At 65.2% G+C, this 16,513-nt stretch carries 8 protein-coding genes and 1 riboswitch; of the genes, 3 read left to right on the top strand and 5 right to left on the bottom strand.

Translation table 11 applies throughout. The annotated features are described in order from the left end of the window. The first annotated feature begins 50 nt into the window (after nucleotides 1-50). Nucleotides 51-860: a transglutaminase-like domain-containing protein gene (locus ACT6Q8_RS06730; RefSeq protein WP_054166142.1), complete on the top strand. Its 810-nt coding sequence runs from the start codon at nucleotides 51-53 to the stop codon at nucleotides 858-860. Nucleotides 861-862: 2 nt separating this feature from the next. On the opposite strand, the gene ACT6Q8_RS06725 is transcribed toward ACT6Q8_RS06730, so the two are convergent. Beyond that, nucleotides 863-1,510 carry a LysE family translocator gene (locus ACT6Q8_RS06725; protein WP_444734579.1) on the bottom strand — a complete coding sequence of 216 codons (648 nt, stop codon included), beginning with the start codon at nucleotides 1,508-1,510 and terminating at the stop codon, nucleotides 863-865. Between the two features lie 126 nt (nucleotides 1,511-1,636). Between ACT6Q8_RS06725 and ACT6Q8_RS06720 the strand changes: the two genes are divergently transcribed. Together ACT6Q8_RS06720 and ACT6Q8_RS06715 are read left to right on the top strand one after the other, a co-directional pair. Continuing rightward, the gene (locus ACT6Q8_RS06720) at nucleotides 1,637-2,098 is read left to right on the top strand and encodes a MarR family winged helix-turn-helix transcriptional regulator (RefSeq protein WP_444734578.1); all 462 of its coding nucleotides are present in this window, start codon (nucleotides 1,637-1,639) and stop codon (nucleotides 2,096-2,098) included. Nucleotides 2,099-2,209: 111 nt separating this feature from the next. Then, the gene (locus ACT6Q8_RS06715) at nucleotides 2,210-2,977 is read left to right on the top strand and encodes a FadR/GntR family transcriptional regulator (protein ID WP_444734577.1); all 768 of its coding nucleotides are present in this window, start codon (nucleotides 2,210-2,212) and stop codon (nucleotides 2,975-2,977) included. 22 nt (nucleotides 2,978-2,999) lie between these two features. Here ACT6Q8_RS06715 and ACT6Q8_RS06710 read toward each other — a convergent pair whose 3' ends face one another. The 4 genes from ACT6Q8_RS06710 to ACT6Q8_RS06695 form a co-directional block, all read right to left on the bottom strand. After that, nucleotides 3,000-8,069, bottom strand: coding sequence for a hypothetical protein (locus tag ACT6Q8_RS06710; protein WP_444734576.1), 5,070 nt, complete (start codon nucleotides 8,067-8,069; stop codon nucleotides 3,000-3,002). 95 nt (nucleotides 8,070-8,164) lie between these two features. Further along, nucleotides 8,165-13,390 (bottom strand): trifunctional serine/threonine-protein kinase/ATP-binding protein/sensor histidine kinase, encoded by a 5,226-nt coding sequence (locus tag ACT6Q8_RS06705; protein ID WP_444734575.1) that lies wholly within the window; start codon nucleotides 13,388-13,390, stop codon nucleotides 8,165-8,167. A gap of 114 nt (nucleotides 13,391-13,504) precedes the next feature. Then, on the bottom strand, nucleotides 13,505-14,293 hold the full coding sequence (locus tag ACT6Q8_RS06700) for an enoyl-CoA hydratase/isomerase family protein (protein ID WP_054166147.1): 789 nt from the start codon (nucleotides 14,291-14,293) through the stop codon (nucleotides 13,505-13,507). A 19-nt stretch (nucleotides 14,294-14,312) separates the two neighbouring features. Then, nucleotides 14,313-16,004: a B12-binding domain-containing radical SAM protein gene (locus ACT6Q8_RS06695; protein WP_444734574.1), complete on the bottom strand. Its 1,692-nt coding sequence runs from the start codon at nucleotides 16,002-16,004 to the stop codon at nucleotides 14,313-14,315. A gap of 180 nt (nucleotides 16,005-16,184) precedes the next feature. Next, nucleotides 16,185-16,272, top strand: a riboswitch (glycine riboswitch). Nucleotides 16,273-16,513: the final 241 nt, after the last annotated feature.

The raw sequence follows: 16,513 nt of genomic DNA, 5'->3' as shown, positions 1-16,513 counted from the left end.
GGGGGAACCTTTCCGCTTGTCCGGCAGACATTTCCGACCAAGGGGGCGGCATGCCGCGCATCCATCTGGGTTGCCAGTTGACCTATGATTTCCCGCACGAAACGGCCATGATCGTCATGCTGAACGTGCATTACTCGCGCGTGGCGCAGCTGGAGCGGCCCGATCACCTGATCACCCAGCCGGCGGTGCCCATCACGTCGTACCGTGACAGTTTCGGCAATTGGTGTTCGCGCCTGCTGGCCCCGGCGGGGCGGCTGGTGCTGGGCACCGACAGTGTGATCCGCGATGATGGCTTGCCCGATCCCGTCGATTATTCCGCCGTGCAGCATGCGGTGCAGGATTTGCCCGCCGACACGCTGCTCTATCTGCTGCCCAGCCGCTATTGCGAGACGGATAATCTGTCGGCGGAGGCCTGGCGGCTGTTCGCCGGCGCGCCCATGGGCTGGGGCCGGGTGCAGGCCATCTGCGATTTTGTGCATCACCATATCCGCTTCGGCTATGAACATTCCCGCCCCACCCGCACCGCGTCGGAGGCCTATGCGGAGCGTCGCGGCGTCTGCCGGGATTATGCGCATCTGGCGGTCGCCTTCTGCCGCGCCATGAACATCCCCGCCCGTTACTGCACCGGCTATATCAGCGATATCGGACAGCCGCCGCCCTATGCGGAGATGGATTTTGCCGCCTGGATAGAGGTGTATCTGGGCGGGCGCTGGCATGTGTTCGACCCGCGCAATAATCAACGGCGCATCGGCCGCATCCTGATCGCCACGGGCCGCGACGCCGCCGACGTCCCCCTGACCCACACCTTCGGGGCCAACACGCTAGCCGGGTTCAAGGTCTGGACCGACCCCCTCCCATGATGTCACCGCTCCGCCATCGCCAGCTTCACGGCCAGCCCCACAAAGACCAGCCCCGCCACCCGGTTCAGCAGCACCTGCCCCCGGTCGGATGCGCGCAGCCAGCGGCTGATCCCGCCGGCGGCAAAGGCGATGGTGGAGAAGGCGGCCAGGGCCGACAGGATGAACAATCCGCCCAGCGCGAACATCTGCACCGTCACGCTGCCCCGGTCGGGGGCGGTGAATTGCGGCAGGAAGGCCAGGAAGAAGATGGCGACCTTGGGGTTGGTGATGTTCATCAGGATGCCGCGCCGGTACAGCCGGCCCCATTCGCCCGGTGCCTCCGCCGCGCCCTCGCCCAGCGCTTCCGGCTTGGCCCGAAACGCGCCCCAGGCCAGGTACAGCAGATAGAGCGCGCCCACGATCTTCAGGCCGGTAAAGGCCAGGGCCGAGGTCTGGAAAATCACCGCCACGCCCAGCGCCACCGCCGCCGTATGCACGATCAACCCGGTACACAGGCCCAAGGTCACCACCACGCCCTTCCACGGCCCTTTCAGCGCCGATTGCGTCAGGACGAACAGATTGTCCGGCCCCGGCGCAAAGGCCAGCAGCAACGCCGCCGTGACGAAGGTGACCATCGTGTCAAAGGGCAGAAGGTCGAACAGGGTCGGCATGGGCGGCGGGCTTTCCGGGTGGGCGTGGGCGACGGCTTTCTTGATAACAGCTCCCCCCGTCGCCGCACAGGGCGGTTGATCGGGCGTGGCCAGACGGCTAGTTTCCTTGTCAACAAGGAGGATGCGATGCCGACCGATAAGGCCCCTGCCGGCTTGCAGGATCATCTGGGTTACTGGCTACGGCTGGTCTCCAACCATGTTTCCGCCGCCTTTGCCCGCCGGCTGGACGGACAGGGGGTGACGGTAGCGGAATGGGTGATGCTGAGGGAGTTGCATGGCGCCGATCCCCTGCCCCCGTCGCGGCTGGCCGACCGCATGGGCATGACGCGCGGGGCCATTTCCAAGCTGGCCGACCGGCTGCTGGAGAAGGGGCTGCTGGCCCGCACCGCCGACCCCGATGATGGCCGCGCCCACACCCTTTCCCTGACCGATGCCGGCCGTGCCCTGGTGCCTACCCTGGCCCGGCTGGCCGACCAGAACGAGGCGGAGTTCTTCGCCATCCTGACGGCGGAGGAAAAAGCCGCGATGGAGGCGGCCCTGCGCCGCGTCGTGGCCCATCGCGGTCTGACCGGGATGCCCGTCACCTGACGCTTCGGCATTGGCATGACCGCATTGGTCAGGACATTAACCAATGCGGTTGGCGCCCGCCTGCTGGTTGCGCTATCATCTGCTCCCCATCGACCAGAAGCCCCTATCGCCATGATCTCGCAGAACGACGGCCGCAAGCTTTACCAGAAAGTCGTCACGGCCATCTCCACCGCCATCCAGTCCGGCACCTACAAGCCCGGTCAGCGCCTGCCGCCGGAGCGTGATCTGGCGGAGGAGTTCGAGGTGAGCCGCCCCACGGTGCGTGAGGCGATGATCGCGCTGGACATCATGGGGCTGATTGAGGCACGTCACGGGTCGGGCATCTATGTCACCAACCGCCGGCCCGAGGGGGCGGTGGCCGCCGCCGCCCAGGACCTGGATATCGGCGCCTTCGAACTGACCGAGGCGCGGCGCCTGTTCGAGGGGGAAGCCGCGGCACTGGCCGCCACCACCATCACGGATGAGGAGTTGGCGGAGCTGGACATCATCCTGGCCGACATGGCCGACGAAAATCTGAAAAACGTGTCGGGCGAAAAGGCCGACCGCCGCTTCCATGTCGCTATCGCCAAAAGTACACGCAACAGCGCCATCACGCTGGTGGTCGAAACCCTGTGGGATGTGCGTGACAAGTCACCTTTGTGCCGGACCATGCTGGAGCGGTCGCGTGAGGTGGGGGTGCGCCCCCTGATCGATGACCATCGCGATATTGTCGATGCGCTGCGCAGCCGCGACCCACGCAAGGCCCGCGCCGCCATGCATCACCATCTGGGTACCGTCATCGAAAACCTGCTGACCGCCACGGAGCTGGAGGCGTTGCAGCGCGCCCAGATGGAGGTCGCAGCCAAGCGCACCGAATTCGCCCGCCGCGCCGCTATTTAGCGGCTTCAAGGGCCTCTTCACATCACGCCACCGCGTCCTGAAGCGCCTGCTGCTGCTCCGCCGTCATGCCCGACACCTGGGCCGGGGTGAAGGCGGAAATCTGGGTCGTGGACATGGAGTGGATCTGATAGGTGGACAGGGACGCAATCTGACCGCTGGTCAGACCCGCCACCTGCGCCGCCGTCACACCGGTGATCTGCAGGGCGCTCAACTGCCCCACCTGTGCGGGGGTCAGGCTGCCGGTCTGGGTGGTGGACATGGCGGCGATCTGCCCCGGCGTCAGCTGTGCGAACTGTGCGGTGGTCAGGGACTGCAGCTGCGTTCCCGACAGGTTGGCGACCTGGGCATTGCTGATCCCGCCAATCTGCCCTGGCGACAGGGCTGCAATCTGCTGGTTCGTCATGCCGCGCAGCTGCACCCGCAGCAGGCCCGACAGCTGACTGGCGCTGAGGCCGCCGACCGCGCCCGTAGTCATCGACTGCACCTGTTCCACCGACAGGGCCTGAAGCTGGGCATTGCTCATGCTCGCCACCTGGGTGGAAGACAGCACGGCGATATGACCGTTGCTGAGCCCCGCCAGCGCCGACGGCGCCAGCGCCCCCAGCTGATCCGCCGACAGGGCGGAGATCTGGGTGGTCAGCATCGACCCCAGCTGTGTGGAGGTCATGCGGCTGAGGAAGGTGGTGGCCAGACCCGACAGCTGGGTGCTGGACAGCTGGTCGAACTGCAGGCCCGTGATGGAGGCCTGCTGCGTGGCGCTCATCTCGTTCAGGCGGCTGGCCGTCAACTGGCCCAACTGCGCCGGCGACAGGGCGGCGATCTGGGTCGGGGTCACGGCGCCGAACTGTGTGCTGGTCAGGGCGTTCAGCTGCGATCCCGACAGCACACCCACCTGCTGCGTGCTGAGTGCAGCGACAAAGCCGGCGGACAGGCCCTTGATCTGGTTGGCGTCCAAGACCGCAACCTTGTCATTGCTCAGGTAGGCCGCCTGCGTCGCCGTCAGGCCGCCCAGCTGCGTGGAGGTCAGGGAGGCGATCTCCGTGGTGGTGAAGGCCTGGATCTGGGCCTGCGTCAGGGCGCCGATCTGGCCCGCCGTCATGGAGGACAGGCGGCCACTGGCGATGGCGTGGAACTTGGTGGCATCCAGCGCCGCTGTCTGATCCGCCGTCAGGGCCGCCACCTGCTGCGTGCTCAACGCCGCGATCTGGGTGGTGGACAGGGCGTTCAGCAGGCCCGACGACATGCCGCTGATCACCGACGGCTGAATGGCGGCGATCTGGGTATTGGACAGCCGGCTGATCTGGTCGGTGGACAGGGCGTTCACCTGGGCGGCGGTCATGCCCCCCATTTGGGTGGCGCTCAGCATGATCAGCCGTTCATTATCCATGCCGGACAGCTGCGAGGCCGGAATGGCCTTGATGTGGGCGGCTGACAGGGCGCCGATCTGTGCGGAGGTCATGTTGTTGAGCTGCGGGTGACGCAGGCCGGCGGCGGCAGCGGTGCTGATCCCCCCGATCTGAGCCGGCGACATCACATGGAACTGGAACTCCGAGAAGCTGCCGATATGGGCGCTGCCCAGCGCCGCGAACTGTCCGACGCTCATCGCCTGGATCTGGTCAGCACGCAGCATCGGCATGGTCACCGGATCGATGGCGGCGAACTGCGCCGGCGACAGGGCCTTGACCTGATCTTCCGTCAGGGCGTCCACCTGTTCGCTGCCGAAACCGGCCATCTGTGCCGTGGTCAGCACGCTGATCTGTGACGGGGTCAAGCCCTGCAAACGGTCGGCGGACAGGGACCCGATCTGCCCCGCTGTCAGGCCGGCAATGGCCGCTGTCGGCAGCAATCCGATCTGATCGGGGCGGAACCCCGACAATTGATCCGGGCTGAGGGAGGCCAGCTGTGCCGCCGTGAAACCGCCCATCTGCGTTGCCGTCAGGCCGCCCAGCTGTTCGCGCGACAGGGCATCCATCTGGTCCGGCGACAGGCCGGCAATCTGTGGTGCCGTCATCCCGCTCAACAGTTCCGGGTTCAGGTTGCGCAACTGGTCCGCCGTCATGCCACCAAGGGCGCTGGGCGACAGCTCGGCAAATTTTGCCACGGTCAGCTGATTGATATGGCCGGTATGCAGAACGGACAGCTGATCAGCCTTCAACCCGCGCAACTGCGCCACGCTGAGGCTGCCGAACTGTTCCGCGCCCAGAGCCGAGATGCGGTTCAGGCTCAACCCGCCAATCTGGGCGGGGGTCAGGTTGCTCAGCTGATCGGCGGAAATGCCGGCAAAGCGGCTGTCGGTGAAGGCGTTCAGCTGCTCCACCGTCAGGCCCGAAATCTGCGACGGGGTCAGGCCGCCGAACTGTTCATCAGACAGGGTGGACAGGAAAAGGCCGTTCATCCCCGCCACCTGGCCTGTGGACATGGCCGCGATCTGTTCCGGGCGCAGGGCCTTTATCTGCAATTCGCCCAGACTGTTCAGCTGCCCGACCGTCAGGGCCTTCACCTGATTGGTCGACAGGTCGGCAATCTGGGTCGGCGTCAGACGGCCGATACGTTCCTCGGAAAGTCCGGCCAGCTGCGTCCCTGTCAGGCCCATCATCTGTTCAGGCGTCAGGGCCGCCAGCTGCTCACCATTCATGGCGTTCAGCTGCGTCGCCGACAGTTCGGCCAGCTGCGCCGGGGTCAGGCCCGCGGCCTGATCATTGGTCAGCAGCGATATCTGATCGGTTGTCAGGCCCTTCACCTGAGCCACCGACATCTGGCTGATCTGTTCGGGCGTCAGGGCCGTGATCTCTTCGGCCTGCAGAACCGCGATCTGGGCCGATGACAGGCTTTTGATCTGGGCCGCCGACAGGCTGGCGATCTGGTCGCCAGTCAGGGCGGATATCTGGGTGGTGGTCAGGCTGCTGATGCCGGTCGTGGTCATGCCGGCCAGCTGCGTTGTCGTCAGGCTGCCGATCTGATCGGCGGTCATGCCCTTGACCTGGGTGCCGGACAGGGTGGCGATCTGTGTGGCGGACAAGGACGCCACCTGATCCGCCGACAGGGCCGCCAGGGCCGCCGGCGACAAGGCCTTGACCTGATCATTGCTGAAATTGGCGATATGGTCGGCGGTCAGGCCCGCCACCTGCCCGTCATTCAGGGCGGCCATCTGTGTCGTGGTCAGCCCTGCCAGCTGTTCCGCCGTCAGGACGGAAATCTGCGCATTGGTCAGGCCGGACAGGGCCGTCGCCGTCAGGCTGGCGACCTGCGTGCGGGTCAAGGCCGACAGTTGGGTGCTGTTCATGGCCATGACCTGGGAACCCGACAGGCCCCGCACCTGCGCGGCACTCAGTTCCGCCAGGGTGGTGGTGCCCAGCGTCGCCATCTGTTCGGGCGTCAGGGCGCCAACCTGCGTGGCGGTGAAGTTGCGCAGCTGCGTGGTGGTCAATCCCGCCAGCTGCGTATCGGTCAGCGATCCCATCTGCGTTGCGGTCAGGGAGGCCAGCTGCGCCGCCGTCAGGGCATTCAACTGCGTGGTTGAAAGATCGACCAGCCGGTCCTGCGACAGGCCCCGGACCTGGGTGGGGCTGAAGGCCGCGACCTGCCGCGCCGTCAGGGCACCGATCTGTTCGCTGCCCAGGGCGTTCAGCTGGGTCGTGGTCAGGGCACGCAGCTGTTCGGGCGTCAGCGCCGTAACCTGTGCATCCCCCAGGCCGGACACCTGCTCCGGCGTCATTGCGCCGATCTGGCCGGCGGACAGGCCCGCGATCTGGGTCGTGGTGATACCGGCAAGCTGGCCTTCCGCCAAGGACTTGATCTGGGTCGTGGTCAGGGCGGCGATCTGCGCCTTGCCCATGCCCGCGAACTGATCATCGGTCAGGTTTGACAACTGATCGGCGGTGAAGGCGCGGATCTGGTTGGCCGTCAGGCCCGCCATCTGCGTCGTGCTCATGGCCGACAGCTTGGCGCCTGTCAGGGTGGCGATCTTTGCCGCCGACAGGGAGGCAAGTTGTGCCGGGGTCAGGGCGCCAATCTGGTCGGCGTTCAGACCCGCGAACTGTGCCGTGGACAGCGACGCCATCTGCGTGGCGTTGAAGCCGGCGATCTGATCGGTCGACAGGGTCGACAGCTGTTCCGGCGACAGCCACTTCACCTGCGCCGCCGTCATGGCCGTGAGTTGGGAGGGGGAGAAGGAGACCAGCTGTTCATCCGTCATGGCGGCGAACTGCGCCTGGTTGATGCCTTTCACCTGCGCGCTGCTGAATTCCGCCACCTGCTCACCCGACAAAGCGGCGAACTGCGTCGTGTTCAGCGATGAAATCTGGGTGGCGGTCAGGCCCTTCAACTGGCTGCTCAACAGGCCGGACACAGAGTCGGTCGACAGGCCCTTCAGCTGGGTCGCGGTCAGGCTGCCGATCTGCGAGGCCGTGAAGCCCGTCCATTGCACGCTATCCAGCGCGTTCAGCTGTTCCGGCCACAGGCTTTTCACCTGATTGGCGGTCAGGGCCGTCACCTGCGCGGTGGTCAGCCGGCCCATCGTATCGCTGTTCAGCAGGCGCAGCTGCGCCGTCGTCAGGCTTTTCAGCTTCGTGGTGGAAACGGCGTTCAGCTGCGGTTCGGACAGGCTGTTGAGTTGGTCACCGGTCATAGCCGCCAGCTGCGCGCCGGAAAAGGCGCCGATCTGATCGGTGCTGAACCCGTCCAGCTGATCGGTGCGGAAAGCCTTAATCTGCGGGGCGGTGAAGGCGGTAATCTGGGCCGCGGACAGGGCGGCAATTTTTTCCGGGGTCAGAAGCGACACTTCCCGTGGTGTCAGCCCGCGTATCTGCGCCACATTCATGGCCGCGATATCCTCGGCCTCGAACGCATTGAACTGATCGTCATTCATCGCGGCCAGCTGTGCGGCGGTAAAACCGATCTGGCTGCTGTTCAAGGCGCCGATCTGTTCGGCAGAAAACCCGCTGATCTGCTTGACCGACACGGCTGCGATCTGCGTCTTCGTCAATTGGCCGATATCGCTCAGCGAGAAGGAACGGATCTGATCAGCGGTCAGTGCCGCCATCTTCTTCGTCGTCAGTTCGCTGATCGGGCCAATGGAATTGATCGCAACCATATTCTGGTTCTTTCATTCATTCGGATTTCCAACTGGAACCACCATGCAAGGGGCGGGCCAACTTCTGGAGGAGAATGAATGGAAAAAATTTCCCCTTATGCGACCAAGGGCAGGCGAAGGGTGACAACGGTCCCCTTACCGGGTGCGGTCAAGAGTTCGACGGTCCCGCCCAATGTCCCTGTCACCAGGTTATGCACGATATGCAGACCCAGGCCCGCCGCGCCGATATTGCGGCGGGTGGTGAAAAACGGGTTGAAGGCCTGCTCCCGAACAGCATCGTCCATACCCTGACCATTGTCGGTGACCCGCAGCAGGATATCCGTCCCGTCGCGTTTCAGCTCCAGCCGGATTTCAGCGTCTTTCACATCGTCGAACGCATGCATCACGGCATTCTGCACCAGATGCGTGACGCTACGGGCGATGGCGCCGGGCGATGCACGGCGGAACAGCCCATCCTCCAGTGCGGTTTCAAGCCGGATGGGGCGGCCCCGCAGCAGCAGTTCGATGCTGGGCAGGATTTCGCGCAGATATTGCGCCACATCCAGGTCTTCCTGTTGCTCGTCAGACTGGCTGACCGCCACCTGTTTGAAGCTCTGCACCAGATCGGCTGACCGACGCAGATTGTTGACGACGGTGCGGGCCGTGTCGCCCACATCCTCGATGAACTCGTCCAGGCTGGTACGGGTCAGGCGCTTGTCGGCGATCTGGCCGATCAGGTCTGTGACCTTCTCCTCCATGAAGCTGGCACCCGTCAGCGCCACGCCCAGCGGCGTGTTGATCTCATGCGCGACACCGGCCACCAGACCACCCAACGAGGCCAGCTTTTCCTTCTGCACCAACTGCGCCTGGGTGGCCCGCAACTCGGCCAGCGACTGTTCCAGGGCGGCGGAGCGGCGGGCCAGATCGGCAGTGCGGTCGGACACGACCTGTTCCAGGCGGGTATTATATTCTTGGAGCGCCGTGCGGGCGCGGTCCAGCTCATCGAACAGACGGGCATTGGCGATGGCGATGGCCGCCTGCGCCGCCAGCACGCGCAAAAGCTCCACCCGGTCCGCCGTGAACGCGCCTGCCGTCAGGTCGTTTTCCAGATACAGAACCCCAATGCAACGGCCCTGATGCACCACAGGCACGCCCAGTACCGATACCGCGCCGGCCCGGTCCCAGCGGCGATGGCTGGGGAACCGGGTCTGCACCCGCGCATCCTCGATCAGCACGGTTTCCAATGTGCGTTCAACATAGAGCAGCAGCGGTTCCGGCAGCCGCACCCCGACCGCCACCGGCCCCTCCTCCGCATGCCCATCCCCCAGGCAGCGTTCGGCGGCCAGGATACGGCCCTGATCCTGGGTCAAGGTCAGCGCCGCATAGCGGGCACCGGCATTCTCCATGGCCAGGTCCAGCACCCGGCCCGTCAGCCGGTGCAGCACCAGCTCGCCCGCGATGGCCTGCCCCGTCTTGGTGACGGTGGACACGTCCAGCGCCTGCTGCCCAACGGTCTCGTCCCCTCCGCCCTCCGCAGACAGTCCTTCCAGCGCGTCGGGGAACTCCCCGGCCAACTGTGCAGCCTTGCCCAAAGCGCCATAGCGGCGATAGAGCAGCCAGGCCTCGCGCATCTGGGATGCTGCCTGCCGTTCGCGGCCAAGGCGCAGCAAGGCACGGCCATGCCGTTCGGCGGCCAGGGCAGCATCCCCTACGAACCCTTCCGCCAGGGCCAGATCGACGGCATCCGCGAAACCAGCGACCGCCTTGGCCGACACCCCGTCCCTTTCCGGTATCAGCGCCGCCAGTTCCGCCTCCAGAAGACGGACACGGTGGGCATGGTTCATGGGCGCGTGCCGCGTCCAGCGCCGCAGCAGTTTCAGGTTGGTCCTGACCCGTTTCAGGGCCGCCGCCTTATCCAGCCAGCTGGCGCCACTGGCCAGACCATCCAGCAAGGCCAACGCCTCATACCAGTGAAATGGCGCCACCCAGGCCGACCCCAGGACGGAGCGCAGGTCGTGCCGCACCTCCGCCGCCAGGGTGCGGGCCAGATCCGCCCGGTCGAAGACCAGCAGGGCATAAAGCTGGCGAATCTTGAAGGCCACCTCACCGGTGCGGCTATCGGCGGTGCCCTCATAGGCCAGAATTTCACTCAAGCCCCCCAGTTCGGGCCGCCGCAGCCGTTCGATTAGCAGCAGCGGATTGCGTGCCGTCTCCGCGATCAGGCGCAGATTGCGGCGCATGGCAAAGGCCATGGCCGCCTGCGTAGATTTCAGTTCCATCTCCAGGCTGACGCGGCTGACGGTATGACAGGTCATCTCCGCCATGGCGCACAGGCCGGCCCGGTCGTAAAAGCCGTTGGCCAGCAGGTCCTTTGACACCTCACCGGCCAGCACCGCCATGTCGCGCACCGGTGCTGTCCAATGCTGCACCACCACCACATGATTGGGAACATGCACCACAGTGCCGAACCGCTCCCCCAGCCGCATCGCCACCTCGCCCAGGCGGCTGCCGCGCGCGATATCGTTCAGCGCGCCGATGAAGATGACGGCGCTGCCCGTGAAGCAGTTGGTGGCATGCGCCGTCATCCCATGTTTCAGCGACAGCAGCACGCCCGTTAGTGACAGGATGGGCAGCAAGGGCGAGGCCAGGGAATAGGCGGTGCGGATGGCCGATGCCAGCAGGCGCATCACCTGCAACATGCGCGGATCATCCATCGCCGGCAGTGCCGCCAGCTCATCCGCACTGCGCCGGCCCATCCGCCAGAACAGCGTGGCGATCAGGCGCAGCGTGTCGCGCTTGGCATTGTCCGCCGACAGGGGCAGGTTCAGAAGCCGCAAGCCCTGGATGGCCGCCGTCAGCGCCTCGTTGAAACTGTTCCGCGCCTCATTGGCCAGCACCACCAGTTCACACAGCTCCGCCCGGCGCAGATTGTCGGGCGCCATGGTCTCCAACTGGGCCCGCAACGCCTCAAAGCCCTCGAAATCCTGGGCCAGATAGGCACCTTCCGCCGCATCCATCCACAGGCGCCAGCGCGCGTCCGCATCGCCATCCGGCAACTGGGCCATGGCCATGCGGAACAGGCCGTGGGAAATGTCGAACGCCGCCGAGGCGCGGGCCTTGATGGCGGCACCATAGTTCAGCAGCGCCAGCCCCCGCCGCTCCTCCCCCTGGGTGATCAGGTCGCTGCCCAGATTCAGGTGGCGCACCACCTCGAACGGCAGGCGGGCCGCCAGTGCCGCATCATCGCGCAGCCGCCGGCCCAGTTCCAGATGCACCCGCGCCCGCTCGGCCTCCGGCGTCAGCAGATAGGCCGCCTTGTGCAGCCGGTCATGGGTGAAGCGGTAGATGCTGGCCGCCCCGCCCTCATCCTCCACCAGCACGCAATAACCATCGTGCAGCGCCGGTTCCAGCCTTGTCAGGCACAATTCCGTCGACAGCCGGCAAATGGTGGCCAGCAGGCCCAGTTCGAACCGGTTGCCGATGCAGGCGGCCAGCCGCAGCACATCCTGCGTCTGATCGGGCAACAGGCCCAGCCGAGCGGCCAACAGATCGGCCACGTCGTCCGGCAGGCTGGCCCGTTCCACCGCCGCCACATCCCCCCGCCAGCATCCGGCCTGCGCATCAAACCGGATGACATGGGCGGCGGCCAGCGCCGTCAGCAACTGTCCCAGGAAGAACGGGTTCCCCCCGCTTTTTGCCGTCAGCAGGGTGGCCAGTTGCCCCAATTCCGCATCGTCGCTACCCAGCGCCTCAGCCAACCAGGCGCGGACATGGTCGCTGCCTAGCGGTTGCGGCACGATGGTGGTGACATTGATGCTGCGCCCGACCAGATCCAGCATGCGGGTCAGCGGGTGGCCGCCATCCACCTCCTGATCCCGGAAGGCCCCGATCACCAGAAGGTGATGCGCCTCCGGATCAACCAGCAGGCTTTCCAGCAGCTTCAGCGAGGCCACATCGGCCCATTGCAGATCGTCCAGGAACAGGACCAGCGGATGCTCCGCCCCGGCAAATTCCAGAAGGAAGGCCGATACCGTCTGCTGAAACCGGTTCTGCGCCTGGATGGGCGGCAGCGGTTGCGGCGTCCCCTGCGGACCCAGCACCAGTTCCAGTTCCGGCAGCGCCTGCGCCAGCACGGCGGCATTGCGGCCCAGCGCCCGCGACAGCCGCGCCGCCCAATGGGCCAGCACCTCCGGCGGTTCGGTCAGCACCTGTTTGACCAGATCGCGCAAGGGCTGGATCAGGGCCAGAAAGGGCACGTCGCGGCGCAGCTGGTCGAACTTGCCCTCGGCATAATAGCCGCGCCGCGCTGTCAGGGGCCGCTGCACCTCGCGCACCAGCACCGATTTGCCGATGCCCGATCCGCCGGCCACGGCCAGCAGTTCGACATCCCCCTCACAGGTCCGCTCAAACGCGCCGACCAGTTGCCCCACCTCCTGGTCGCGCCCGAACAGACGCTGCGGCAGGACCAGCTGTCGCGGGCGGTCGCCACGTGACGGTTGGAACCGGATGATCCGGCCCGTGGCCCGCCATTCCAGCATGGCGGTCGCCAGGTCCGATTTCAGGGTGGCCGCCTGCTGGTACCGCTGCTCCGCCGCCTTGGCCAGCAGACGCATGACCAGATCGGCCAGCGGCTCGGCAAGGTCGGGGCGCAGATCGCGGATGGGCCGTGGTTCCCGCGCGATATGGCAATGGACCCAGCCGACCGCATCGCCGGCATTGAAGGGCAGTTGCCCCGTCAGCATCTCGTAAAAACACAGCCCCAGCGAATAGAGATCGCTGCGGTAATCAACGACGCGGTTCATGCGCCCCGTCTGTTCGGGCGACAGATAGCGCAGATCACCATCCAGCCGCCCGGCCCCCAGGCCCAGCGCCGCCTCGTTCGGGACCAGGGAGGCGCGGCAGAAATTGCCAAGCCGGACGGACCCGTCGGCATCCGCCACCCAGAAACTGGCGGGCCGGATATCGCGGTGTACCATGTCGCCGGCATGCACCTCCTCCACCGCGACGGCCATGTCATGGGCCAGCGGCAGAAACCGGTCGAGCGGCATGCCGCCCACAGGGATCAGGTCGCCCAGACAGGTCTCCGACCGGTCGGCCAGCACCAGGGTCGGCCCATGCGCAGATTCGGTCAGGGCCAGAACCGCATCAATGCGGGCCGATCCGAACCGGGCCAGCATGTCATGTTCACGGTGGATGGCTGCGATATCGCGGGCCTGCCGCAGGGCCGGCACCCGCACCCGCACGGGCTGGCTGTCGGCGCCATAGGTGCCGCGAAACAGGATGGTGCGCGTATCGCGCTGTATCTCGTCCGACAGTTTCAGCGGCGATTCCGACGGCGCCATGCCCGTTCCACCCCGACCTTATCCCGGTCTGTCATATCATTGGATGTATCAGAACATGACATGTCAAAGGTTGCAAGACAGGATGGCATAGCCCGCTATCAAAGAATGGACAGGTTAAGTCTTGCTGACACGGGACTTAGCGAAAAACTGCTCCAACTCGCGCTTCACTTCCCGCACATCCCCGCTGGAATAGCCATACAGCGCCTCCAGCCGCAGCGCATCATCCAGGGTGCGGCCCGCGACTTCCAGGATGGTCTCCTTGGCCGACCGGATGGCCACCTGGCTTTTGGAAGCGATACGGCCCGCCAGTTCCATCGCCGTGGGCAGCAGCATCTCCGGTGCCACCACCTGGCTGATCAGGCCGATGGAAAGCGCTTCCGCCGCCGTCACATCGCGGCCTGTCAGGACGATATCCATGGTCCGCGCCACCCCGATGCTTTGCACCATGCGCACGATGCCGCCATCGCCATGATGGAAGCCGCGATGGATTTCATAGGACCCGAACTTCGCCCCTTCCGCCGCAATGCGGATATCGCAGGCCAGCGCCAGTTCGAACCCGCCCGCCAGCGCCCAGCCATTGACGGCCCCAATCACCGGCTTGGCCAGACGGTGCTGCCCCCGCGTGATGCCGCCCAGACCCGTGGGCACATTGGCGCGCACCGTCAGCATGTCGCCATCCAGGAATTGCGGGATGTAATCGGCCAGATCGGCCCCCGCACAAAAGGCCCTGCCCGCCCCCGTCAGCACCGCGACATCCAGCCCGTCATCGCGGGCAAACTGCTCCCACACCGCATGCAGTTCGGCGTTCAGCGCCCGGTCAATGGCATTCTGGGCCTCCGGCCGGTTGAGCGTGATCAACGCCACCGGCCCCTCACGCTCAAACCGCAGCTTTTCGAAGGTCATGGCGATGATCTTCCGTAGGTCAGATGGATGGGGGCAGCCTAGCCCGCTTCGCCCGCCCCCGCCACAGGCCCGTGCGCAGGCTAAGCGGGCTGATCCAGAACCGCCGCTTGGCCAGCCTTTGGATTTTCTCATCCCCCAGCGCCGTTTCCAGAATGCGGTCCTGCCGCTCCTGCAAGCCTAAGCTCTTGTCCCGCGCCAACCGCCAGCGTTTCAGGTCGCCCGGCGTCGTACACAGCATGCGTTCACCCACCACAAAGATGGGACGCCAGCGGAAGCGCCGGGCAAAGCGCGATCCAAACAGGGCGGAGCGCATGCCATAGCCGGTGAAGGCCTCCTTCACCTCATCCCACAACGATTTCTGGTTCTTCTGCACGCGCCCGTCGTTCAACACGATGCTGGACAGGTTCCAGTCATGATAGAACATGTCCTTGCCCACGGCATTGCGCGCCAGATACTCGTCATAGAGCAGGCTGCCCTTCTGGGCGATCAGGTTGGCCGAGTAATGGTAATCACAGACGACACCGCAGGCCCCGGTGCCGGAAAAGTCGGTGCGTTCACCCTGCGGCGGGGAGATGAACAGACCGACGACATAGATGCCCTGGCTGTTCAGCCGCTTATAGACATCCGAGTACATACCGACCACGTCAGACGCGCGCACGCCCTTGCGGTGGGATTTCAGCCAGGCCGGGTCCAGGCTCTCAATGCCCATCATGCAGAAGCGCAGGCCGGCCTTGGCCGCCAGCACCTCGAACCCCGGCGTCTTGGTCACCGTATCACCGCGCAGGAAGCTGCCCCAGCGCATGTCCAGCCCCCGCTCCACCATGCCTTCCAGAAGCTTGATCGTGTGGCGATGATCGCCGCCGAAATTATCATCGGTGAAGATGAATTCCCGCACTCCCTTGGCATGCAGGGCCGTCAGTTCCTCCAGCACCCGCTCCACCGACTTGTAGCGCTGCTTATAGTCCCAGAACTTGTTGATATTGCAGAAGTCGCAGCGCTGCGGACAGCCGCGGGAGATTTCGACGGCGGCTGCAAAGCCCTTGGTCATGCCCATGCCATAGGGGGCGAAATCGAACCGGCTCCAATCCGGCACCGGTGCCTTGTTGATGTCGATCAGGGGCAGTTGCGCGTTGGATTTCTGTGCTGCCCCATCCGCATTCTTCCACCACAGGTTCGGCACATCAACCAAGTCCACCTGCCAGCCCGTCAGATGCTGGATCAGACGGCGGAAGGGGATTTCCCCCTCCTTCACCACGATGTAATCCGCCCCCAGCGCCAGCCAGCGTTCGGGCCAGGCGCTGGCATGGTTGCCGCCCAGGATGATCTTGACCTTGGGGTTCAGTTCGCGGGCCAGACGGATGGTCATTTCCGTATCCATGGCCTTCAGCGATGTCATCACGCTGACGCAGATGATGTCGGGCTTGGCCAGCCGGCGCTTATAGGCGGCGAAGGTATCGCGCGCCACATAGCCGTCGAAAATCTCGTAATCGATGGACAGGTCGGCGATGGAGGAAACCAGGATGGGATAGACGGCGCTGGGCATTTTCACCATCTCGCCCAGTGTATCGACGGGGATGGGCCAACTATCGACAAGGGTCTTGGGATGCAGGAACAGGACATCCAGGGTTTTTGGACTGACCGGTGGCATCGGGTCCGGTCCCCAGAAGGCGGCGGCCCGTTCCTCACCGGCCAGTTTGCTGATCCCCTCCATACAGCACCCCCGTTAACCCTGTTTCCAGTATGGAAGCCAGTACAACCGTGACCGGTCGCTTCGTCAAGGCAACATGGTCATATGCCCTTCTCCTGGTGGTTAAACAGGGACCGCAGGGCGCCAAACGATCCCCTGACGGAACCACTTGACCCGGAGGGGGCAGTCAGGCCAGATCATGCCCACACCCATGCGGGAGAGCGCGGATAAAGCCGCCGCCGAAGGAGCAACCGCCCCGGAATCTCTCAGGCACCCGAACCGCATGGGGCCGATGACATCCGAAGAGTGGGCGGGATGGCAATGCCACCCCGCCCCGCCGAAGGAGAAAGCCGCCGGCGCATGCCGCACCGATGGCGAAACTCTCAGGCCCAGATACGGATGGGGCATGCACCATCCACCCAAGCGGTGGGAGAGGGAAGCCATGCCTGTCGCCTGTTTTATATGCCCGCCTGGACGCCGGACCCGGCGACTACTTTCCAAAAATAAGGCCGTTATTCTATGTTGCGTGCATA

Origin of the sequence: Niveispirillum sp. (genome assembly GCF_052437035.1) — a bacterium.
In the GTDB taxonomy this organism is placed as follows: domain Bacteria; phylum Pseudomonadota; class Alphaproteobacteria; order Azospirillales; family Azospirillaceae; genus Niveispirillum.
Note: the sequence above shows the minus strand (reverse complement) of the source record. Positions and strands in the feature narration are given on the sequence as shown.

What these genes read in the sequence shown, in the direction of transcription:
- ACT6Q8_RS06695 (WP_444734574.1), bottom strand. Translation starts at nt 16,004, where the DNA reads ATGGAGGGGATCAGCAAACTGGCCGGTGAGGAACGGGCCGCCGCCTTC.
- ACT6Q8_RS06705 (WP_444734575.1), bottom strand. Translation starts at nt 13,390, where the DNA reads ATGGCGCCGTCGGAATCGCCGCTGAAACTGTCGGACGAGATACAGCGC.
- ACT6Q8_RS06730 (WP_054166142.1), top strand. Translation starts at nt 51, where the DNA reads ATGCCGCGCATCCATCTGGGTTGCCAGTTGACCTATGATTTCCCGCAC.
- ACT6Q8_RS06710 (WP_444734576.1), bottom strand. Translation starts at nt 8,069, where the DNA reads ATGGTTGCGATCAATTCCATTGGCCCGATCAGCGAACTGACGACGAAG.
- ACT6Q8_RS06700 (WP_054166147.1), bottom strand. Translation starts at nt 14,293, where the DNA reads ATGACCTTCGAAAAGCTGCGGTTTGAGCGTGAGGGGCCGGTGGCGTTG.
- ACT6Q8_RS06715 (WP_444734577.1), top strand. Translation starts at nt 2,210, where the DNA reads ATGATCTCGCAGAACGACGGCCGCAAGCTTTACCAGAAAGTCGTCACG.
- ACT6Q8_RS06725 (WP_444734579.1), bottom strand. Translation starts at nt 1,510, where the DNA reads ATGCCGACCCTGTTCGACCTTCTGCCCTTTGACACGATGGTCACCTTC.
- ACT6Q8_RS06720 (WP_444734578.1), top strand. Translation starts at nt 1,637, where the DNA reads ATGCCGACCGATAAGGCCCCTGCCGGCTTGCAGGATCATCTGGGTTAC.